Below are 21325 nucleotides of genomic sequence, written 5' to 3'. Positions count from 1 at the left end.
TTTTTAACGTCTGTAGGCGAGCGGTCTTTCGGTCTCATCCAGATCCAGGTAGCGATCACGCAGCTTGGTCTGGCGGCTTTCAAGTGATTGTACCTCACCATTGATGATAACAGCTTCAGGCGCACTCATGACCTCGAGAGGATCACCATCCCACAGCACAAGATCGCCTGTGCTACCCGGTGCAATTGTGCCGAGTGTGCCAAGGCCGAAAATGCTGGCCGGAGCAATTGTGATGGCTGCCATAGCATCATCAAAGCTCACTCCGTTTGCAACAGCATTCCCGGCGCTTTGCAGAACCAGACGTGCCTGGTGACCATTGTCCCCCAGGTGAGCGAATGCCGTCAGTACGCCAGCATCTATAAGGCGTTCGGCGTTCCGGCTGGTTGCGCCGAGTTGTGAGAAGCTTGCTGGCAAGTTGGAGAATGGATCAATGATGACTGGGATATCTGCTGCTGCCAACTCGTCGGCCACCATCCAGGCTTCATCGGCGCCGACTATAGCGACATCAATGTTGCTATTATCAGCCTTCAACTCGATGATTTGGCGAATGTCGCTGGCGCGATGCGCATTGACGAGGATGAGTTGCTGACCCCGGACGGCGCGCCCAAACGCTTGAGCATCTGTGCGGGTAAGGCTGTCCCCTTCATTGTGCGCCATGAAGCGGGCGGGATAGCCCCGTGCATCAGCAAACGCACCGCGAAGGGCTGCCCACGCCGCTGGACGTGAGCCGCCTGCAATACCGGCCCCGCGTTCACTCAGATCAATATAAACGAAAGCGCGGTCTTGGGTGATGCTGTCGATTGCGCCGGATGTATCGGCAATGAAACCCTGCCCAGCAATAATATTGCCACCATTAGATGGTGCGACCGCAACACGTGTAACGCCTTCAAGGCGCGTCACTGCGATCGGGGTCGCAGATGGATTGAACCCATCTGAAGCGCGCAAGGCGACGGAGAAGACTGTTCCGCTGGCACTGGTGTCATTGGTTGAGTCTTCAGCCCCAACTTCAACAATTCCAACGCGACTGAAGGGGGCGATGATGCCGGGCGTCAGCCATTTGCCATCCGCGTCGATGACCGGAACACCCGGACGGGGTGCGCCAAGATTCTCGCCTATGGCGGTAACTTCGCCATCGGTGACCATAACTGTGGCATTGTCTAATGTTCCAGCCGTCGTGCCCGTCCAGACTTTGGCATTGGTAATAGCAATGTCTTGAGCAGCGGCGCTGGCGAGCGCAAGTCCGCTGACGGCAGTGAGAATAAGAGTGCGGATCATTTGACGTCTCCTTCACCAGGTTGGCCGAGTTCGAAATCCATTACAGGGCGCAGCTCCGGATCGTTCCGGTCATACATCAGGGCGCCGTCAATATAGACGAGCTCAGCTTGCGTATAGACGCTGAACGGATCACCGGACCAAACGACGATATCTGCGTCCTTGCCAGTTTCAAGGCTGCCCGTTTGATCGAACACCCCAAGAGATTTGGCTGGATTGGCCGAGAGCCAGGTCCAGGCATCAGCCTTGGAGATATCGATCCCGGCACGGCGGCCATCGGAAAGCGCTTTGGCCGCTTCCTGATTGAGACGCTGGATGCCAATGTCACTGTCAGAGTGAACGATGGCACAAGCCCCGGCATTATGAACCATTGGGATGTTTTCGCGGATGCCATCATAGGCTTCCATTTTGAAGCCCCACCAGTCGGCCCACATGGATGAGCAGGTGTCATACTTGGCGAGCTTGTCGGCAATCTTATAGCTCTCAACTGCATGGTGGAAGCTTGCGACCTTGTAACCAAACTCCTCGCTCATATCCATGATCAGCGCCATCTCGTCGGCGCGATAGCAGTGCATGTGCACAAGGATGTCACCATCCAGAACGCCCATCAGCGTATCAAGTTCCAGATCACGGGTAGGGGGTGTCCCGCCTTCGGCTTCATACTTTTCCCATGCGCGTTTGTATTCGACTGCCTTTGCCCAGGCCATGCGATAACCGGCGACATTGCCCATACGGGAATAAGGGGCTCCACCGGGGAAACGCCCACCGCCATAACCATAGACACGTTTCGGGTTTTCTCCGCACGCCATCTTCAGGGTGTAGGGGGCATCTGGGAACTTCATGCCTTGCATCGTACGCGCCGGAACGTTTTTCAGTGTGACACCGCGTCCACCAAACAGATTGGCTGAGCCAGGCAGGATTTGCAGGCTGGTGATTCCGCCAGCAAGCGCGCGTGGAAAGCCTGGGTCCTGTGGCCAGATGCCATGTTCGGCCCAGACTTCAGCGGTCACGGCACCAGAAATCTCATTGCCATCACCATGGGCATCGACGGATGGGGAGGGATAGACGCCAAGATGACTGTGATTGTCGATGATTCCAGGGGTCACCCATTTGCCTGTCGCATCAATGATGGTAGCGCCGTCAGGTGCGGTAATGTCTTGGCCAACTTCTGCGACATCCCCGTCAACAAGCAGAACATCTCCACCCTCGATCAGGCCGCCTAGCCCATCCAGAACGGTGGCATCTTTTAGAAGCACCGTTTCAGACGGATAAGGGGTATAAGTGGATGGAAAAGGGTTCGCATCCACGACGAATTTTTCAGTGTTATCCTTTGAGTTCTCGCTTGATCCATTTCCACCGCAGGCGGCAAGCCCCCCGGCGAGGATCAGCGCGAACGTACTTGCCACGATAGCGTGTTTCATGTCGTCTCCCGCAAAACTATTGATTGTGGGACTGTGGCGCGTTTATTGCGCTTGGCAAGATGTCACGAGGCGGAAATTACCGATTTACAGGGGGCGAGCGTAATTTTCTGCCGAAAGGTCCAACTCGAAAGTCGGCGGGGTCGATTTATTGATTGGCTTATGCCTTGTGATCTTTTTGAGTGCTTGTGCGGCGACAGCTTTACTCATGTTCATGGGGGTAAGCTTACGGGCCGTTTGCGGATTCATTCCAAACTGCGAGCGTAGGATACCATTCGTGTAGATGGCGTTTGCTTTCATCAGTGCTGGTAGCGTCATGTACTCGCACGAAAGAGAAACGTTGACACAATCGGCATTCTGGACCCGGTGTGGAGCCGCTTGTGGCCATGTCAGGGCCATACCAGGCTTCAGGTCAATCTTGATCGCATTGTCGTCGAAGCCATCCCGGAAAGGCAGGTCTTCTTCACGGCGCATATGCACAATGTCTTCAATCTGATCGGCTGGTGCATGGATGTCATCATTTGGATAGAGCCAGAGTGTTTTCTCGCCACGTATCTGAACCAAAGCGACGATCGGGATATCGAGATGGTAATTGACGTGAATGCCCGGTGAGGAAATCAGAAGGCCCATATCCTGCTTGCGCGTTTTCCGGCCTGTCGCGTCTTCAAGGCTGCCAAAAATTTCCTGGCCAATCTCGGCCATATAGTCGAGCAGCAGGTTAGAGCGCCTAACATTGAGCCAGAATTTTCCTGACCGCACGGCTTCCATGATCTCAGCGCCGCTGGCCTTGGGGGCTTGGCCTCTGATCGACTCGCCAAGGCCTTCGCTATGACCGCCAAATTTCCAGATCGCGAGTTGATCGCGCGGAAACTCGTCCAGAATGCGGATGATCCCCTCATCAGAGAAGACATCGCGCTTATGTAGGTCATGTGTGGCGTAGATCAGATCATTGCCAAAAGCGGCGGCGGTCGTTTGAGGCCATTGAACAGTCATGGGGAGGGTCCTGACACAAGAAGATCAAAGCTGATTTAAGCAAAAGAGTGTGATTTTGTCATTGCAATATCCGTACCGTATTTATCACACGCAGAATTAAGCTATTGTTTTTTAAAGGCTTGCGCTTTATGGCGCGGCGATGATTGAGATCGTTCCAGAAATTCCCGAGCGTCATGCCGAGGCGATTGAGGCACTATATGACCGCACATTCGGGCCGGGTCACTTTGCTAAAACGGCAGAGCGTTTGCGGGAAGGGACACGGTCTTTGCCGGACCTCAGCCGTGTTGCGATGAAGGATGGCGGCGTAATTGCGGTGACGCGGCTCTGGCCAATTGTTGTGGGTGAAGCAGCGAACCGAGCGGTATTTGTGGGCCCTGTTGCAGTCGATCCAGATTTTCAGGGGCAACGTCTTGGCCTTACTGTAACGGGTGAAGCGCTCGAAGCGGCAACGCAGGCGGGGTGGCCTGCCGCCGTTCTGATCGGTGCGCCACGCTATTTTGGTGAGATTGGGTTTGAGGTGGTTGGGAAGCGACTGTGTTTTCCAGGGCCACAGGATCCAGAGAGAGTTATGGTGCGTGATTTGGCGGGGGACGCACATGTACTCGAAGGAGCCGTGCGCGTACCGCGTTAGCGCCCTTCGCGTCTCCAGGCCCAGACGGTGAAACCGAGGATCAGGAAGACCGCGAGTAAGCCCGGCAAGAGCGGTAGGCTGGTTGAGCTGCGGACGGCATAGGCGCCGCGCTCACGCAGGCCAAGCCAGTTACGTCCAGAGGCATCTGCACGGCGGCCAACCATGCGGATGTCTGGCAACTCACTCGCTGTCGCAAGTTGATAGGTCTCCCCACCGGATAGATCGGCCAGCGGTTGTAAGATGTCTGGTGTCGCCTCCAGAGCCGCATACTCGCGCGGGTTTACTGGGCCATTGAGGACCACGGTCGAGAGGCCGCCACTTTCGGCGCGATAAAGGCCGAGCTGATCGACCGGGACTTCCGCGCTGTAACTGCCAGGCCCTTCCGCGCGCCAGTCAGGTTCCAGAAATGAGCCATCCGGCGCGGTAATGATCAGAGGGGCCGCGCGATCAGAGAGCGTGCGTAGGTCAGCGCGAACCGTGTCGCCAATGGCTGTGAGTTTTAGCTGGCGCTCATCAAGCTCGGGTTCTTTCATCAACCAGTGGACCGTGCGTCGGATCAGGTCTGCGAAGGGGCCACCGCCATCATAGCCGCGCGCCCAAAGCCAGATTTGATCAGAATTAAGCTGCGCGACCCGGCCATCGCCGACGCGATCAACCGCCAGAAGCGGGCTGCCATCCGGGGTCGTCATCAGCACATCGCCGGTGTCCGAGATTGTCTCGATATAGCGCAGCCATGCGCCCCAGTTCTGGCCATCAAAGTCTTCCGTAATCGTATGGCGGCGGCCTGTGTCGGAAAGCTCGGGCACCATGCGCCCTTCAACGGTGCGCCCGGTTGGCAGCGCCGGCAGAACCCCGGCCAGAGGCGTGCGCGCGAGACTGGCTCCGCTGGAGAATTCCGGGCCACCCGCAATCAGCAGCGCGCCGCCTTCATCAACATAGTTTGCGACATCGGCGAGATAGGCCATCGTGATGATGCCGCGGCGTTCATACTGGTCGAAGATCAAGAGGTCGAAACTGCCAAGCTTCTCTTCGAACAATTCCTCGGTTGGGAAGGCGATGAGGGCAAGTTCTTCCAGTGGGGTAATGTCGAATTTGTAGGCTGAACGAAGGATGGTGAAGTGCACCAGATCCACCGAAGGGTCAGACTTTAAGAGGTCACGCCACACCCGCCCGGATGAGTTTGGCCGCCCGGTTACAAGCAGGACACGCAAGCCGTCGCGAACCCCTGACAGGTTTGCTGCTGTCCGGTTATTGGCGAGCGTCAGCTCCTGCGGCCCCTCGGGCGTTTCAAAGACGATAATGTTATCGCCGCGCCGTTCTGTTTCAATCTCGATCAGAGTGTCTTCGCCCGCATCGACCATGACAGTTCGCAGGCGCTCGCCATTGATTGAAATCTCGATGGGGATGCGCCCTGAGCCTGGATCGTCGACGCGTAGGGTGAAGCTTCCGGTCTCGCCGACAATGCCGAAATCAGGCGCATCCACGAGTGTGATCCGTCGATCGCGTGCATTCGGATCACCAGCAATGATGCCATGGATTGGCCCAAGCTCAGTCAGGCGCGAGAGGTTTTCGGGAACGTCATGGACTTGTCCGTCCGTCACCAGAATAGAGCCAGCAATCCTGTCGCGGGGAACATCGGCCATCAGACCCTCAAGCGCGCCAATGAGGCGTGTCCCATCACCATTTCCGTCGACTTCTATCACGCGCAGATCAATGGAGGTGTTGGCTTCCAGCTCTGTTTGAAGCGCTTCAAAAGCGGCTTGGGCCAAGGCCTGTCGTTCGCCAAAGCTCATACTGTCACTGCGATCAAGAACCAAGGCAGCGACAGAGGGCAGCGGCTCGCGTTCTTCCTGCACAAAGGAAGGGTTGGCTGTGGCAACAAGCAAGAGAAATAGGCCCAATGTGCGGGTCAGCCATGCGCGCCCGCGCAGGACAAGGTAGCCGAGCAGAGCAAGTCCGCAGAGAGCCGCCAGAGTCCAAAGCCATGGCCAGGGTAGGAAAGGGTCGAAAGCGAGGCGGGAGGCTTCAATCATGGGATGACCTCGCCTTCAGGGCCGTCCTCAAAATTGCCAACCCCATCTTCTTCCCCAAGCCGTTCAAGCAAGGCCGGGATATGAACCTGATCTTCCTTATAGTTCCCGGTCAGCACATACATGATCAGATTGACGCCAAAACGCATAGCTTGTTCGCGCTGATCATCGCCGCCATCAACGGAATAGAGCGCCCGGCCGCGATCATCGACAGCCCAGGCAGATGTGTAATCGGCATCTGTGACAAACAGGCGGCTAACGCCGTCGCCGCGCCGCTCACTGCGCTCAGCTGTGCCTGTGGCTTCCATCCATAGAGGTCGGTTGGCATAGCGACCCGGATAGGCCTGTAGCAGGTAGAACGTACGTGACAGAACGTGATCATCGGCAACCGGGGCTAAAGCCGGGGTGTCGAGGCCGGGAAGAATATTGGTCAGGCCATCAAAACCGCTTTGACCAATGGAGCCCCCTGCGCGTGTATCGATGAACAGAGTGCCTCCGCCACGCATATAGGCGTTGAGGCGGGCAATCGCTGTTTCACTTAAGGGCGTTGGATCATCTGGCAGAACCAGAAAGATGACAGGGTAGACATCGAGGGCGTCAGTTTCCGGGTTCACCGCATGTGGGTCTGCGGGCTCGACGCTGGAGCGGCGGAACAGGGTGAGGCTAACCCCGTTGAGGCCTTCACGAGTACGACGATCCGTTCGAGCATCGCCAGTTTCGATATAGGCAAGGCGCATCATAAGAGCGGCTTCGATATCCTTGGGTAGCGGCTCACGCTGTTCAGGGACTGGATCGAAGCGGAAGCCTTGGGCCTCTGCAATTGGAACCTGTGAGGCGAGTGGTACTGTGCAAAGCAGCAGAAGGGCTGCTGTCGCAGCTTTGCGCCGCAAGGGGAGGTGACCAGCAAGGCTGAGGGCAATGATCAAATCGATGGCCAATAGAAGGCCGGCTAAACCAAGGAGCGGTCCGGCAAGGTGCAGGGTGCTGACCTGCGCATCACCGAGCAGGGTTGCGCTTGTTGGCCAGTCTGTCATCGGAATGAGGCGCTCACCGGCCGCTATATTCAAGGCGCGTGTCCCTCCTGGCCCCTGATAAAGACCCGGGGGGTGCGTTTCAGAGGGCTCAACAATCCCGAATTCACTCGCCTCCAACGGCGTGGCGATTGGACTTGGCTGTTGCAACTGCCCGCGCGCATTAAGCGAGAGGGTCGGGGTGTAGAGCCCTTGCTCGTCTGAGACTGCTTCACCTTTTCCAGCCGCAATGGCCCGGCGCAGCATGTCCACGAACAGGCCCGAATAGGGCAGGTCGGACCAATCTGGACCTGCGGTGATGTGAAACAGGATCAAACTGCCCTGACCACGCTGATCGGCTGTGACCAGTGGGCTGCCATCTTCAAGGCGCGCCCAGGTTCGACGAGCAAGGTCTGGTCCGGGGCGGGCCAGAACCTGTTGGCGCACACGAATATCGTCGGGGACAGGCAGGCCTGCAAACGGAGAGGTTTCAGGGAAGCTGCCAAGCGGTTGCGGGGTTTCCCATGTCAGCGCCCCGCCAATGGCACGGCTTGCCCGGCGAAGTGGTGCAGGGACAAGCGTTTCGCCACTCGCCGCCATGCGCGGCCCGGCAAAGCGGATCAGAGCGCCGCCTTCTTCGACCCAGGCGGTCACAGCCTCAAGCGCAGTCGGATCAATCTGCCCAATATCGGTCAGGATGATCGCGTCCGGGTTTTCTGCGATCAGAGCGGACAGATCGCCTTCTGTGATGGTTGCAAAGGGTTCGAGGGCTTTGCGGACATAATGCATATCGCTGAGCAGGGGTTGGGCGGTGCTATCTCCGCTGACAAGCCCGATGCGGCGGGAGCGGTCCGCGCTATCCCAGAGCCATATGGTTCCTGCGCTGGCACTGCCGGTGACTTGAAACCGGGCTATACGTGCGAGTGCGGCAGGCGGTAGGGTGAAGGTGGCATTTGTATCGGTTTCGCCGGCGGCAAAGCTGGCTTCAGTCGTTGCGAGGGCTGCCCCATCGAGAGTGAGGGCAGAGATGAAGTGGTCGCTGGCATTTGCCGGATCAGTGCGGTGGATGGTCAGGGTGACGCCATCAGCCGCTGAGGTGAGACCTGTAATAGCGGCAGGGCCGCGCGGCGTTGCGGCATAGATGCTTAAAGGCGCTTTCGCAGCCAGTGCGCGGGTAAAGTCTGTGGCCGTTTCGGGGTTGAGACCATCGGAGACATAGAGGATACGCGCAGGGCGTAGAGAGGATGCCTCAAGGCGCTCTAAAGCCTCTGCGCGGTCCACGGCCCACGGTTGAGGCTGAAGGGAACGGATACGGGCTTCAAAGTCGCTGCGATTGAGGCGCTCGGCTGGGTCAGCGTTCAAGCTGCGTGGCGCGGTCAGCAGGAGATGTGCAGGTGTATCCCTGTCCTCGCCATCAAGCGCGGTCAGCGCGGCGTTGCGCAGCTCGCCCCAGCGTTGCGCCGAGGTCCAGCCATCGTCGATCACGACCAGAACCGGCCCGCTGGCATCTTCGCCAGATTGCGCGCCTGGCGCATAGAGCGGGAGTGATAGCCCGGCAATGGCAAGTGCCGCGGCGGCTAGACGCAAGAGCAGGATCCACCAAGGCGTGCGGGCAGGGGTTTCTTCTCTTGGATCGACATCATCCAGCAGGCGCAAACTGGGTAGCTCAGCATCTTTGGGCGTTGGCGGCGTCGCGCGCAGGATCCACCAGATGACTGGCAAGGCGATCAGGCCAATCAGAGCAAGCGGTGCCCCAAACAGGAATGGACCGAGCGTCATGCCTTAACCCCAAACTGCTGCAAGGCGCTCAAGAGTGCTGCGGCGCCGTGCAGGGCGGGTTCGTCCGTGCGATGCGTGACAAGTGCCCAACCCATCTGAGCAGCGAGCGCGCTCAATCCTTCGCGTTGCGCGGCGAAGCGGGCAAGATAGTCCTCACGCACTGTTTCAGCGCGGCCAAAGATACGATCCAGCGTAGAGCCAGGGCGAGAGAATTTCGTCCGACCGGAATAGGGGAAATCATGCTCAATCGGGTCACTCACGCAGAGCAGGATGCCGTGTCGGCACTTTGCCGCCAGGGGCGCAAGGCGGGCGCGCCATGAATCAAGCGGGTCATAGAAATCACTGGCCACAATGGTGAGCGCTGTGGATTTGGGTGGGGTCAGGGCTTCACTGCCTTTGACGAGCATGTCCTCTGCCAGCCGATCTGGAGCCGTCTTCCCCAGCGAAGCCGGGCGTGGGCCATTCAGGACGCCAATCCGCTCCCCTTCCTTTGACAGGAGGATGCCCAGCGCGAGCATCAGCGTGCGGGCGCGGTCGGCTTTCGTTGGCCCGCTGTGATCGCTGCGCCAGTCAAACCCGGCATTGGGGTCGGTCCAGAACAGGATGGTGCGTGCCGTTTCCAGCTCAGTCTCGCGAACATAATACTCATCACCGCGTGCACTGCGCCGCCAATCGATCCGGTCGGCAGCATCGGTCTGGGCATAACGGCGATACTGCCAGAATTGCTCACCAGAGCCAGCGCGCTTTCGCCCTGCAGCCCCCGGATGCACAAGATCAGCCGCCTCGGCCTGTAAAGACAGGTCGGGCAATTGCCGGGCAAGAGTTTCGGCTTCAGCGCGGAGGGTCGCAAGATCAGACACGATTTGCCTTTAGGCCGCTTTCTTCACGAGATCGCCTATCAGCGTTTCAAGGTCCGGCGCTTCGCCAGTTGGGTCATAGCGCAGGCCCATACGGTGAGCGAGGCAAGGTTCGGCGAGGGCTTCGACGTCTTCAATGCTTGGCGCAAGGCGACCGCGCAGCAGAGCCCGCGCGCGGCTGGCGAGCATTAGAGCTTGTCCGGCGCGCGGTGATGGGCCCCAGTCAATGAAGCGGCGCACGCGGTCATCCTGAGATTGTTCAGGGCGGGCATCGCGAACGATGCCGAGAATGGCATTCAAGACTTTCTCCCCGACAGGCATTTGACGGACGAGGGCCTGTAACTGCTGCAGGCCGAGCGGGTTTAGGGCGGTTTCAACCGCTTGCTCATCGCCGCCTGTGGTTTCGACAAGGATACGCCGCTCTGTATCGAGGTCGGGATAGGTCACATCAATCTTCAAGAGGAAACGATCAAGCTGTGCCTCGGGCAGGGGATAGGTGCCTTCCTGTTCAATCGGGTTTTGTGTGGCCAGAACATGGAAAGGCGCTGGCAGGTCATAGCGAACCCCGGCGACCGTGACATGCTTTTCCTGCATCGCTTGCAGCAAGGCGGACTGGGTACGCGGGGAGGCACGATTGATTTCGTCCGCCATGAGCAGGCTGGTAAAGATCGGGCCTTTGATAAAGCGGAAAGCACGCGCCCCATCAGCGCCCTCATCCAGAACTTCGGAGCCCAGAATATCACCGGGCATCAGATCAGGCGTAAACTGGATACGCGCATTATCGAGGCCCAGTGCAGTGCCGATGGCCTCAACCAGGCGGGTTTTAGCAAGGCCGGGTGCACCGATCAGGAGTGCGTGACCGCCAGCCAGAATAGCCGACAAGGCCAACTCAATGACGCGATCTTGTCCGAAAACGGCTTTGCCAATCTCTGCACGTACCTTGGCAAGGGTTTCACCAGCCGCTTCAGCCTGTGCTACGATTGCCTGATTATCATCCGCCATGGGGTCTCCATCTTCACTCTGTGCAGTGTTCGCATTACCTCTACAAAGAGGTTGCTGTCACGATCCACCCGCTCCCCCTTCCCAACCACCCCAAGGGTAGCCTCTGCGGGCGGTTGGGAAGGGGGAGCGGGTGGATTATGATTTCACTTTAGTACCATCATGGCGGAGCGCGAGATGAAATCAAATGGAAATACTGTCATCTCTTTGGAGGAGGTGCTAAAAGCCATCGCCCCGGACGGGCTGGACGGTAAATTGCCACCTGTGCATCTCTGGAACCCGGAACGCTGCGCCGACATTCAGATGGAAATTCGCGCCGATGGCTCCTGGTGGCATGAAGGTGACCGAATCAAGCGTGAGCGCCTTGTGAAACTGTTCTCGCGAATCCTGCGCAAGGATGATGATGGTCAGATTTATTTGGTCACACCGTATGAGAAAGTGATTGTTCATGTTGAGGATGCGCCGTTTTTGGCGATCCGTGTCGACCGGGTTGGCGAGACGGGACCAGATCAGGTTCTGGTATTCAAGACCAATCTTGGCGATGTCACAATGGCGGGGCCTGATGCGCCCTTGCGGATTGAAACCGATCCTGTGACTCTGGAGCCTTCACCCTATATTCTGGTTAGAGATCGATTGGAGGCAAAACTGAGCCGCGCTGTATTCTACGAACTGGCAGACATGGCCGTCGCGCATGAAGGTGCAAGCGGGATGCTGGGCGTGTGGTCCAAGGGGCAATTCTTTGAGCTGGGACCAGCTTCGTAATGGCGTTTTCTGATCTTGATGATTTCCTGTTGCGGGCCAGTGATCGGCTGGATCCGATCCATGGTGAGCGGCATTTGCCGGAAGGTGGAGATCTTGATTTTGTCGAGGCAGAAGCGATCTCGTACATTCGTCCGGCAGCGGTGCTTATACCCGTCATTCCACGGGTTTCAGGGCCAACGGCCCTGCTGACGAAGCGACCGGATACGATGGCGGCCCATCCTGGACAAGTGGCTTTTCCGGGCGGAAAAGTTGATGCGGTTGACGCTGATGAAGTGGCCGCAGCGCTGCGTGAGGCAGAAGAAGAAGTGGGAGTCATTCCCTCACAAGTTGACCTTGTTGGGCGGTCCGCGTCCTATGTTACCGGGACAGCCTTTCGGATCACGCCTGTCATCGGGGTGCTGCCTTCAGACTTTCAGGCTAAGCCCGATCCGACTGAGGTCGCAGAAGTGTTTGAGGCGCCTCTGGACTTTCTGTTCAATCAAGCCAACCATCAGACTGGAGAAGCGGTCTGGAAAGGGCGGCGCAGACGGTTTACGGAAATGCCTTGGCAAGGGTTTCGGATATGGGGCGTGACTGCGGGAATTATCCGTGATCTGCACAAGACCTTGTATGATGTAGAGGATTAAGAATGGGCGCGAGAGTTCTGTTTCAACTGGTCTTTTTCCTGTTGCCATTCATTTTGTTTGGACTCTATCGGCTGGCAATCGCTGAAGCCGAACAGGAAGGACGAAAGCCCTGGCCGATCCGTATGCTATTCGGCATCGGACTGGTGCTCGCCGTTGGCTCTTGGCTGGTCTTTATCTTCCTCGACCGTGGTGGTGGCGACCTCTGTTATCGCGCGTCCTATATTGATCAGGAAACAGGCGAGTTCGTCGAAGGTAGTTATTATCCTTGCGATCGTGATGTTAGCGGCATCGGCATTCCCCGATCAGAAGACCCGGGTGGACAGGCTGAGGGGATTGGCGAGCGGCAACAGCTGAGCCAACCCACGGAAATTGACGAAGAAACGGCAGAGCGTCTTGGTACACCTGAGCGCTGATTGGCTGAACACCCCGCAAACCAAAGCGGTGATTGCTGCGCTTGAGGCAGCCCAGCCCGCCTGCGCACGCTTTGTCGGTGGGTGTGTGCGCAATACGATTATGGGCCGCGCGGTCGATGATATTGATATTGCGACGCAGCTTGAGCCTGAGCAAACGTTGGGCGCGCTAGAAGCGGCCGGCATTCGCGCAATTCCAACCGGGATTGAGCATGGCACGGTGACGGCGGTTGTTGATCATGTCCCGTTTGAGATTACCAGCCTGCGCCGCGATGTTGAAACCGATGGCCGCCGCGCCGTGGTCGCCTTCACAACGGAGTGGGCTGAGGATGCCCAGCGCCGCGATTTCCGCCTGAATGCACTCTATGCCGCTCCTGATGGGGAAGTGTTTGACCCGGTTGGGGGCGGTTATGAGGACGCCTTAGCTGGACGGGTTATTTTTATTGGCGATGGGGACCAGAGGCTGCGCGAGGATTATCTGCGCATCCTGCGCTTTTTCCGGTTTAATGCCTGGTATGGAGCGGGCATTGATCAGGAGGGGCTGGCGGCATGTGAGCGCCAGCGTGAGGGCCTGACAAAGATTGCGCGGGAGCGGATCTGGAAAGAGTTTCGCAAATTGCTGGCTGCGCCTGATCCGGTGGCGGCGGTTGAAGCGATGGCAAAAAGTGGTGTTCTGGGCCATGTCTTGCCCGTCGAAACGTCGGCAGATGGTCTCCATGATTTGCGCGTCAGTGAGCAGCTTTGCGGCGTGCAACCTGACCCGCTTTTGCGGCTGATGGCGCTGATGCCACGATCGGCTTTGGCGGTTCAGGAAGTGGGCGAGGCCTTGCGTCTTTCCAATGATGACAAATCCCGTCTAACAGCCTGGGCCGCCGATAACTTGCCGGAGGTTGTCGGCTTGCGATCTAAAGAGTTGCGCGCCGAATTATACTGGCATGGAAAGCAAGCGATCGTGGATCGGGCCTTGCTGGCTGGGGCGGATGTGCGTGACCTGCTCGCGGCGGTGAATATCTGGCAGGCTCCGGACTTTCCGATTGGCGGCGATGATGCGCTCGCCGCAGGTCTGAAAGGGCCAGAGATTGGGCAGGCGCTTAGCCGCGTGGCGCGGGTCTGGGTGGATAGCGATTTTGAGTTGGAACGTGAGGCTTTACTGCCGCTATTGGTTCAACAAGAGGATTGAACCGTTCAAGTACCCAGCGAAGGTAACCCATACAAGGTAGGGGATTTGCAAGCCCGCAGCGGCCCATGAGTGTTTGGCGAAACTGCGGATCATTGCAAGGATCAGGAACCATAGGATCACCAGCGCAATCATTGCCAGAAGCGGGCTGTGAAAGCCGAAGAAGAGCCAGCTCCAGGACAGGTTGACGGCAAGCTGTGTGAAGTAGAGGCCAAGCGCGCTGGAGGCGGCTGCAAAGCTGCCTGCTTTCATCCGGACCAGAACCGCACCAAGCGCCATAAGCGTGTAGAGGATTGGCCAGACAATTCCGAAGACGGCGCCGGGGGGATTAAGTGGAGCCTTGTTCAAGGCCGCATACCAGGGGTCACTATCCCCACCGCTGACCAGTGCGCCAAGCGCGGCTGTTGCGACCGTCACAAGCAGGATCAGGATCAGGGTTACAGCAGCTGGGCGTTTATGGATCATGCATCAAACCTAGCAGAAGCGGTTTTGGGCGTCATCCTAGGGCCATTTCACGACAGGCGGCATGGAGGACAGGATGCTGTTCACATTGCCGCCTGTCTTCAGGCCGAACGTCGTGCCGCGATCATAGAGCAGGTTAAACTCGACATAGCGGCCCCGGCGGATGAGTTGTTCGTCACGCTCTGCCTGCGTCCAGCCTTCATTCATACGGCGGCGAACCAGTTTTGGGTAGATGTCGGCGAATTGTTTGCCCACGGTCTGGGTAAAAGCGAAATCAGCTTCCCAATCGCCGGTATTGTGGCGGTCATAGAAGATCCCGCCTGTGCCGCGCGGTTCGTCACGATGCGCGAGATGGAAATACTCATCGCATTGTTGCTTCATTCGCGGATACCAGCTCGCATCATAAGGATCACAGGCGGCTTTCATCGCCGCATGGAAATCGATCGTGTCCTCAAAATCATCGCGGCGCTGATAGTCGAGCAGGGGGGTCAGGTCGCCCCCGCCACCAAACCAGCTTTCGCTTGTCACCAGCATGCGCGTATTCATGTGCACGGCTGGAACACGCGGGTTGGTCATATGCGCGATCAGGGAAATGCCTGAGGCCCAGAAGCGGCCTTCTGACTCAGCGGCGCCCGGGATTTGCGCCTGAAACGCTTCAGAGAATGTGCCGTAAACCTCAGAGACGTGGACACCGACTTTTTCGAACACTTTGCCTTTCATTATGGCCATGGTGCCACCGCCAAGGTCTTCGCTGCCATCGCCGCGGGTCCAGTCAGTCTTCTCGAACCGTCCGGCAGGCCCGGAATAAAGGGGCGGGGTGGCCTCGTCCTCAATGGCTTCGAAACGGGCAATAATATCGGCCTGAAGCGTGCTGAACCAAGCCTTTGCCCGGGCCTTTTGATCGTCTGTTGTAGTCATGTATTTTACTCGTCGAGGGCGCTGTCTTCGATAAAGGCCGCAAAATCCTTGGGGTCACCGAAATCCTTGTAGACGCTGGCATAACGGACATAGCCAACCGGATCGACTTCGCGCAGGCGTTCCATGACCATCTGGCCAATGTCTTTCGAGGTGATTTCCGCATCACCAGTGGCTTCCAGTTCGCGGGCAATACCAGAGACAAGCTGGTCAATCTTTTCAGGCTCAACAGGGCGTTTGCGCAGCGCAATGGTGACGGAACGGGAAAGCTTGTCGCGGTCGAAGAGTGTTCGTTTGCCATCGCGTTTCAGAACGGTGACTTCCCGCAATTGAACCCGTTCAAAAGTGGTGAACCGCCCGCCACAATTATCACAGCCCCGACGCCGGCGGACGGCTGTATTGTCTTCCGCCGGACGGGAGTCTTTGACCCCGGTATTCTCAGAACCACAAAACGGGCAGCGCAAATTCTATGCTCCAAGTCCATTATAGATCGGGAAACGGGCAGTAAGCTCGCGAACCTCAGCGCGGACCTTGTCCTCGGTCGCTGTGCTGTCGCCTTTGGCCAGAGCATCAACAACTTCGCCAATCCACTTGCCGATTTGTGTAAACTCAGCCTCTTTAAAGCCGCGCGTTGTGCCTGCTGGAGAGCCAACGCGGATACCACTGGTCACAGTTGGCTTCTCTGGATCAAACGGTACGCCGTTTTTGTTGCATGTAATGTAAGCCCGCTCCAGAGCTTGCTCGGTGGCATTCCCTTTAACGCCTTTCGGGCGCAGGTCGATCAGGGCGACATGCGTGTCTGTGCCGCCGGATACGATGTCGAGGCCGCTATCCTTGGCGGCCTGCGCCATGGCTTTCGCATTGGCGACAACTTGCGCTGTATATGCGCGATATTCGTCTGTGAGGGCTTCACCGAAAGCGACAGCTTTACCTGCGATGACATGCATCAATGGACCGCCCTGAATACCGGGGAAGATTGCTGAGTTGAACTTCTTGGCCAGCGCCTCGTCATTGGTCAGGATCATGCCACCACGTGGGCCGCGCAAAGTCTTGTGCGTCGTTGTTGTGGCAACATGGGCGTGATCTAGCGGATTTGGGTGCTGACCCCCGGCGACGAGGCCAGAGAAATGCGCCATGTCGACAAGGAAATAGGCCCCGACTTCATCTGCAATCGCGCGGAAACGAGCAAAATCGATTTGGCGTGGATAAGCGGAACCACCAGCAATGATGAGTTGAGGTTTGTGCTCTTTAGCAAGCGCCTCAACTTCATCAAAATCAATCAGATCATCATCCTTGCGTACACCATACTGGACGGCATTAAACCATTTACCGGACTGATTCGGGCGCGAGCCATGGGTCAGGTGCCCACCGGCATCCAGGCTCATGCCAAGAATTGTATCACCGGGTTTGATCAGGGCCTGAAAGACAGCCTGATTGGCTTGGCTACCAGAATTGGGCTGAACATTCGCAAAGCCACAATCAAACAGCTTTTTGGCGCGCTCAATGGCCAGAGTTTCGACCACATCGACGTATTCGCAACCGCCATAGTAACGCCGTCCGGGATAACCTTCTGCATACTTATTCGTCAGAACTGTACCCTGTGCCTCAAGAACAGCTTGCGAGACAATGTTCTCTGAAGCGATCAGCTCAATCTGATGTTGTTGGCGGGTTTGTTCCTGTTCAACCGCCGCAAAAACGTCTGGATCGCGGGCGGAAAGGGACTGGCCGAAGAAGGCGTCTGTGGTCGTATCAACGGATCGAATAGAATCAGGCATGGCGAACTCCTAGGTGCGAGTTGTTACTAGACTTGGCCGAGGATGCCTGCAAGAGAAGCTATGACACATAACTGTATGGAGTATTCACAGAGTATATGAGGGGTTTGTAAATACTTACATACGTATGATATGTGTATTCAATAAGAGTGGTGGGCTTATAATCTGCATCAAAAATAAAAAATGATGCAGTAACAAAATGAGAATAGTATGGAAGCGGAATCAAAAAGCGAGATGCTGGACCTAACGACGGAGATCGTTTCAGCTTATGTCGCCAATAACCCTGTACCATCAAGCGGGCTATCCGATTTAATTCAATCGGTTCATGCAACACTGACAGACCTGGCCAGTGATGCACCAAAGGAAGAGGAACGTCCGGATCCGGCCGTTCCGATTTCGAAGTCAATCACACCTGACTATCTGATCTGTCTTGAAGATGGGCGTAAACTTAAAATGTTGAAGCGTTACTTGCGGACGCGTTATGACATGACTCCCGATGAGTATCGGGCACGTTGGAACCTGTCATCGGAGTATCCGATGGTCGCGCCCAACTATGCGAAAGTCCGTTCACAGAAAGCCAAGGAGATTGGTTTGGGACGTAAGAGAGCTAGCTAGGTTTTTCCTAAGCTGAAACTAAAAAGCGCGCCTCAACGGGCGCGCTTTTCTTATGGGAGGAAATGGAAGCCCTAGGCAGCCTCTTGCTCTAGACCAAGCTGTTTCCACACGGCCAAAATGGCAGCAACCAGATCATTCATCATTTCTTCTGTGTGAACCGGACCAGGAGTGAAGCGCAGACGTTCTGTGCCGCGCGGTACGGTTGGATAGTTGATTGGCTGAACATAGATGCCGAAATCGAATAGCAAAGTATCTGACAGGGCCTTACATTTTTCCGGATCGCCTACGAGTAGCGGGACAATATGAGTCTCGCTGTCCATGACGGGCAGACCGGCATCGCGGAACTTCTGTTTTAGCAGGGCGGCCTGCGATTGGTGTTGATGACGCAGCTTACGACCGTCATCCGTGCGCAGTTTGCGGATGCTGGCCAGTGCGCCAGCCGCCATGACGGGGCAGGTCGATGTGGTGAAGATAAAGCCAGATGCTGTCGAACGGATGGCATCAATCATGGTTTCATGCGCTGCGATATAGCCGCCCATCACACCGTAAGCCTTACCCAAAGTGCCCTCGATAATGTCGACGCGGTCCATCACATCATCCCGCTGAGCAACACCAGCGCCTTCATGACCGTACATGCCAACCGCGTGGACTTCATCAAGATAGGTCAGGGCATTGAACTCGTCAGCGAGGTCACAAATCTCTTCAATCGGGCCAACATCGCCGTCCATGGAATAGACGCTCTCAAATGCAATCAGCTTTGGACGATCAGGATCGTCATTTTCCAACAGAGCCCGCAAATGTTCGACATCGTTATGACGGAAGACGCGATAGTCGGCTTTGGAACGACGGATGCCTTCAATCATTGAGGCGTGGTTCAGGGCATCTGAATAGATGATTAGATCTGGCAGGATTTTACCAAGCGTTGAGAGTGTCGCATCATTGGCGACGTAGCCGGATGTGAACAGAAGCGCACCACTTTTGCCATGAAGGCTCGCCAATTCTCGTTCAAGATCAACATGATAGCGCGTTGTGCCAGAAATGTTGCGTGTTCCGCCAGACCCCGCACCGAAACCATCAATGGCTTCATGCATAGCATCCAGAACGTCTTGATCCTGACCCATGCCGAGATAGTCGTTTGAACACCAGACGATGATTTCACGCTCACCATGCTCAAACCGTGCCGTCGCCCGCGGGAACTGTCCGCGATGGCGCTGCAGGTCTACGAATACACGGTAGCGTCCTTCTTCGTGAATGGACTCAAGCGCGTCTTCAAAGGCCTTAAGGTGTTTCATCTGATATGGCTTTCACTTTGTTCTGACCGCCATATAGGACGGCTTGTCTTGCAACGTAATGGCATCAAAAGCCGCAGGCGACCAATTTGAATACGCAATACCCCGTATAAAGATGTTCTCTATACGGCATATCCCGGAAGTTGACGGTCAAGCCGACGCAGCAGACCTGGCCAGGCGAGCATATTGGCAAGGGTTTTGGTCCCCTCTGGATTGGATTGCTGCTTCACGGTTTCCTGTGCGGCTTCGGGCGCGATCAGGACATTGTCACGTCCAACACTGAGCGCGCGGACCTGCATTGTGCAGGCACGCTCCAGAAAGAACATGCGTAGGAAGCATTCTGCGGCTGTTCCGCCAACGGTCAGTGTCCCGTGGTTGCGAAGAATCATATTGTTCGTAGTGCCAATATCGGCAACCAGACGCTCGCGCTCGCCATGGTCTAGCGCGATGCCTTCATACTCGTGGTAAGACAGGTCATGGCCAACAATCATGCCAGTCTGGCTCAGCGGCAGGAGCCCCTCTTTCTGCGCCGAGACAGCAACGCCGTCATCGGTATGCAAATGCATCACAACATGGGCATCGTCCCGCGCAGCGTGAATGGCCGAGTGGATCGTGAAGCCGGCTGGATTGATGAAATAAGGCGTCTCCTGCACGATGTTGCCGTCAAGATCGACTTTAACCAGAGATGACGCGGTAATCTCTTCAAACAACATGCCGTAAGGATTGATCAGAAAGTGATGATCAGGGCCTGGCACACGGTGTGAGATATGGGTGAAGATCATGTCATCCCAGCCATAGAGGGCCGTAAGGCGATACATGGCCGCGAGGTTGACGCGCGTTTCCCATTCCTCCTCGCTGACTTTACCCTTCATGCTAGCGATTTGCATACCGTCAGCCATCTTATCCTCCTGATCTTTTGTTTCCCTGCACAGTACCCCGCCGTCCAAAATAGCGCAATCAGCTCAAGTGCTTGACCCCGCGGCGAACACCCCTGACATAGAGACCATGAGTTTGCGCCTGTCTTTTTCCTGCTCGAAGCGCCCAGAGGCGCAAGAAGCCAAGGTTCGTCTTGTTCGCCGTTATGGCGATGTTGGCGAAGATGAAGCCGATGTTATCGTCGCCCTGGGCGGGGATGGTGCCATGCTCGACACGTTGCGCCGTCGATTCGGAGATCATAAGCCGGTCTATGGGATGAACCGTGGAACAGTTGGGTTCCTGATGAATGAATATCTCGAAGACGATTTGCCGGAGCGCATTGATCGCGCCGAGCGGGCAACACTGAGCCCCCTGCGGATGAATGCCGTTGATACACTTGGGCAACATCATCAGGCTTTGGCGATCAATGAAGTGTCTTTGCTGCGTCAGACAGCTCAATCGGCCAAGCTGCGTATTCTGGTCGATGGACGTGAGCGGATGAATGAGCTGACCTGCGATGGCGTTATGGTCGCAACCCCGGCCGGGTCGACCGCCTATAACCTATCAGCGCATGGTCCAATCCTGCCGATTGGGGCCAATCTGTTGGCTTTGACGCCGATCAGCGCTTTCCGTCCGCGCCGTTGGCGGGGGGCTTTGCTGCGCCATGATGCCCAGGTCGAGATCGAGATATCGTCTCCAGAGCGCCGGCCTGTTTCCGCTGCTGCGGATAATCAGGAGGTGCGCTCGGTTGCAAAAGTGTCGATCCATGAAGACCGAAATCAGCGTTTGACCATGTTGTTTGATCCTGGACATGCGCTTGATGAGCGGATTTTGCAGGAACAGTTCGCGTTTTAACTTCCAGTTTAGTATTCGGCGGCTTTTGGCGACCAGTTGTTAAGTCTCTTTGTGTATAGAGATGGCATGATATTTTCACTGATTGACCGCCTGAAAAAGAACGCCGCAAAAGACAATCCGGATCTGACGAAGCCGGATCTGTCGCGTCTGAATCTATCGCCTGCTGAAGATAAGGCAGATGTGCCACAGGATGCGCCGGATATGGCGACATGGCTGGAGCGAGACATAGAGTTGATCTCGACCACTTGGGTCGCCTTTTGTGATGACCCTTCGCATAAGCATTGGACTGAGTTTGCCAAGGCTGCGCACAACCTGCATGGCGCATCCGGTATTTATGGCGGTGGTGCGCTGACGCGTCTTACAACGAGCCTGCAGCGCCTGCTTGAGAGCCAGGTCAGCGCCATGGATAATCAGGCGCTGGTCAATCTGCATGTACAGGCCTGTCAGGCTTGGGCCTATGGCAATGAAGATGCGCGTACCGATCTCGCCGATGCAGTTTGTGAAGCGTTGGAAATACAGGTGCGACGGGTCATCTGAC

General features: G+C 56.7%; 21 protein-coding genes. 8 read left to right on the top strand and 13 right to left on the bottom strand.

Translation table 11 applies throughout. The features are described 5' to 3' along the window. Window positions 1–3 precede the first annotated feature (3 nt). From RYZ27_RS08650 to RYZ27_RS08640, 3 genes are all read right to left on the bottom strand, one after another. A complete protein-coding gene (locus RYZ27_RS08650; RefSeq protein ID WP_406679093.1) occupies window positions 4–1275 on the bottom strand; it encodes an amidohydrolase family protein in 1272 nt (423 codons plus the stop codon). Next, window positions 1272–2693, bottom strand: a complete 1422-nt coding sequence (locus RYZ27_RS08645) for an amidohydrolase (RefSeq protein WP_406679092.1) — start codon at window positions 2691–2693, stop codon at window positions 1272–1274. Before RYZ27_RS08645 ends, RYZ27_RS08650 begins: the two co-directional genes overlap by 4 nt. Before the next feature lie 84 nt (window positions 2694–2777). Beyond that, the gene (locus tag RYZ27_RS08640; protein WP_406679091.1) at window positions 2778–3683 is read right to left on the bottom strand and encodes a hypothetical protein; all 906 of its coding nucleotides are present in this window, start codon (window positions 3681–3683) and stop codon (window positions 2778–2780) included. 139 nt (window positions 3684–3822) lie between these two features. Here RYZ27_RS08640 and RYZ27_RS08635 point away from each other — a divergent pair, with 139 nt between their 5' ends. Next, the gene (locus tag RYZ27_RS08635; protein WP_406679090.1) at window positions 3823–4314 is read left to right on the top strand and encodes a GNAT family N-acetyltransferase; all 492 of its coding nucleotides are present in this window, start codon (window positions 3823–3825) and stop codon (window positions 4312–4314) included. Here the strand turns inward: RYZ27_RS08635 and RYZ27_RS08630 are convergent. The 4 genes from RYZ27_RS08630 to RYZ27_RS08615 are packed head-to-tail and all read right to left on the bottom strand — an operon-like array spanning window position 4311 to window position 10992. Continuing rightward, a complete protein-coding gene (locus RYZ27_RS08630; RefSeq protein WP_406679089.1) occupies window positions 4311–6347 on the bottom strand; it encodes a glutamine amidotransferase in 2037 nt (678 codons plus the stop codon). The genes RYZ27_RS08635 and RYZ27_RS08630 overlap by 4 nt on opposite strands. Then, on the bottom strand, window positions 6344–9133 hold the full coding sequence (locus RYZ27_RS08625; protein ID WP_406679088.1) for a DUF4159 domain-containing protein: 2790 nt from the start codon (window positions 9131–9133) through the stop codon (window positions 6344–6346). The genes RYZ27_RS08630 and RYZ27_RS08625 overlap by 4 nt, the downstream gene beginning before the upstream one ends. Further along, complete coding sequence (locus RYZ27_RS08620; RefSeq protein WP_406679087.1) at window positions 9130–9993, bottom strand: DUF58 domain-containing protein; 864 nt, start codon at window positions 9991–9993, stop codon at window positions 9130–9132. Before RYZ27_RS08620 ends, RYZ27_RS08625 begins: the two co-directional genes overlap by 4 nt. Window positions 9994–10002: 9 nt before the next feature. Continuing rightward, window positions 10003–10992 (bottom strand): AAA family ATPase, encoded by a 990-nt coding sequence (locus RYZ27_RS08615; RefSeq protein ID WP_406679086.1) that lies wholly within the window; start codon window positions 10990–10992, stop codon window positions 10003–10005. Window positions 10993–11166: 174 nt separating this feature from the next. Between RYZ27_RS08615 and RYZ27_RS08610 the strand changes: the two genes are divergently transcribed. From RYZ27_RS08610 to RYZ27_RS08595, 4 genes are read left to right on the top strand one after another with little or no spacing between them, the layout of a single operon-like run. After that, on the top strand, window positions 11167–11751 hold the full coding sequence (locus RYZ27_RS08610; RefSeq protein ID WP_406679085.1) for a DUF1285 domain-containing protein: 585 nt from the start codon (window positions 11167–11169) through the stop codon (window positions 11749–11751). Continuing rightward, the gene (locus tag RYZ27_RS08605; protein ID WP_406679084.1) at window positions 11751–12377 is read left to right on the top strand and encodes a CoA pyrophosphatase; all 627 of its coding nucleotides are present in this window, start codon (window positions 11751–11753) and stop codon (window positions 12375–12377) included. Before RYZ27_RS08610 ends, RYZ27_RS08605 begins: the two co-directional genes overlap by 1 nt. A gap of 2 nt (window positions 12378–12379) precedes the next feature. Continuing rightward, window positions 12380–12790 carry a hypothetical protein gene (locus RYZ27_RS08600; RefSeq protein WP_406679083.1) on the top strand — a complete coding sequence of 137 codons (411 nt, stop codon included), beginning with the start codon at window positions 12380–12382 and terminating at the stop codon, window positions 12788–12790. Continuing rightward, on the top strand, window positions 12747–13967 hold the full coding sequence (locus tag RYZ27_RS08595; protein WP_406679082.1) for a CCA tRNA nucleotidyltransferase: 1221 nt from the start codon (window positions 12747–12749) through the stop codon (window positions 13965–13967). The genes RYZ27_RS08600 and RYZ27_RS08595 overlap by 44 nt, the downstream gene beginning before the upstream one ends. On the opposite strand, the gene RYZ27_RS08590 is transcribed toward RYZ27_RS08595, so the two are convergent. Genes RYZ27_RS08590 through glyA form a run of 4 tightly spaced genes read right to left on the bottom strand, consistent with a single transcriptional unit; the run spans window position 13944 to window position 17116 of the window. Continuing rightward, window positions 13944–14429 carry a TspO/MBR family protein gene (locus tag RYZ27_RS08590; RefSeq protein ID WP_406679081.1) on the bottom strand — a complete coding sequence of 162 codons (486 nt, stop codon included), beginning with the start codon at window positions 14427–14429 and terminating at the stop codon, window positions 13944–13946. The two genes, RYZ27_RS08595 and RYZ27_RS08590, sit on opposite strands and share 24 nt — an antisense overlap. Window positions 14430–14465: 36 nt before the next feature. Continuing rightward, a complete protein-coding gene (gene hemF, locus RYZ27_RS08585) occupies window positions 14466–15344 on the bottom strand; it encodes an oxygen-dependent coproporphyrinogen oxidase (protein ID WP_406679080.1) in 879 nt (292 codons plus the stop codon). A 5-nt stretch (window positions 15345–15349) separates the two neighbouring features. Further along, window positions 15350–15805, bottom strand: a complete 456-nt coding sequence (gene nrdR, locus RYZ27_RS08580; protein ID WP_406679079.1) for a transcriptional regulator NrdR — start codon at window positions 15803–15805, stop codon at window positions 15350–15352. Window positions 15806–15808: 3 nt separating this feature from the next. Then, window positions 15809–17116, bottom strand: a complete 1308-nt coding sequence (glyA, locus tag RYZ27_RS08575; RefSeq protein ID WP_406679078.1) for a serine hydroxymethyltransferase — start codon at window positions 17114–17116, stop codon at window positions 15809–15811. A 207-nt stretch (window positions 17117–17323) separates the two neighbouring features. Between glyA and RYZ27_RS08570 the strand changes: the two genes are divergently transcribed. After that, window positions 17324–17728 (top strand): MucR family transcriptional regulator, encoded by a 405-nt coding sequence (locus tag RYZ27_RS08570; RefSeq protein WP_406679077.1) that lies wholly within the window; start codon window positions 17324–17326, stop codon window positions 17726–17728. 71 nt (window positions 17729–17799) lie between these two features. Here RYZ27_RS08570 and hemA read toward each other — a convergent pair whose 3' ends face one another. Next, window positions 17800–19020: a 5-aminolevulinate synthase gene (gene hemA, locus RYZ27_RS08565; RefSeq protein ID WP_406679076.1), complete on the bottom strand. Its 1221-nt coding sequence runs from the start codon at window positions 19018–19020 to the stop codon at window positions 17800–17802. A 119-nt stretch (window positions 19021–19139) separates the two neighbouring features. Next, the gene (locus RYZ27_RS08560; RefSeq protein ID WP_406679075.1) at window positions 19140–19916 is read right to left on the bottom strand and encodes a class II aldolase/adducin family protein; all 777 of its coding nucleotides are present in this window, start codon (window positions 19914–19916) and stop codon (window positions 19140–19142) included. Window positions 19917–20022: 106 nt separating this feature from the next. On the opposite strand from RYZ27_RS08560, the gene RYZ27_RS08555 reads away from it, so the two are divergent. Together RYZ27_RS08555 and RYZ27_RS08550 are read left to right on the top strand one after the other, a co-directional pair. Beyond that, window positions 20023–20787 (top strand): NAD kinase, encoded by a 765-nt coding sequence (locus RYZ27_RS08555; protein WP_406679074.1) that lies wholly within the window; start codon window positions 20023–20025, stop codon window positions 20785–20787. A gap of 66 nt (window positions 20788–20853) precedes the next feature. Beyond that, on the top strand, window positions 20854–21324 hold the full coding sequence (locus RYZ27_RS08550; RefSeq protein ID WP_406679073.1) for a hypothetical protein: 471 nt from the start codon (window positions 20854–20856) through the stop codon (window positions 21322–21324). Window position 21325: the final 1 nt, after the last annotated feature.

Origin of the sequence: Hyphomonas sp. FCG-A18 (genome assembly GCF_045287255.1) — a bacterium.
GTDB lineage: Bacteria > Pseudomonadota > Alphaproteobacteria > Caulobacterales > Hyphomonadaceae > Henriciella.
The sequence above is the reverse complement of the archived record's forward strand: the minus strand, read 5'-3'. Positions and strand labels throughout refer to the sequence as shown.